Genomic DNA, 362 nt, shown 5'->3' with positions numbered 1-362 from the left:
AGCCTCAACGTGGCCTGGCGAGTGCTCGAATACATAGAACTGCAATCGCCATGAGGGCAACAGCTGAGGCTAAACCAAAGCCGGATTGGGACCCGAAGAAGAAGTGGAAAAGGTGCAGCAGAATGTAGCTCCCAGCAAGGATACAGGCAATGAGCCAGGCGGCACGTCTGCGACTAACGTATGCCGCGACCGTGCACGCAGCGAGAGCAATGCCCAAGGCTATAGGAAGATACAGCCAATAAGTGGGCAGATACTGATCTAACCCACTAGTAGCTGCACGCACTCCTATGCGGATCAATAGGCCGGAAACACAAAGCGAAATTATTGCTGCTAGAAGCCTACGAATATTCATGGCCTGAGGC

It is taken from the genome of Pseudoxanthomonas helianthi (genome assembly GCF_017939625.1).
GTDB classification, from domain to species: Bacteria; Pseudomonadota; Gammaproteobacteria; order Xanthomonadales; family Xanthomonadaceae; genus Pseudoxanthomonas_A; species Pseudoxanthomonas_A helianthi.
The sequence above is the reverse complement of the archived record's forward strand: the minus strand, read 5'-3'. Positions refer to the sequence as shown.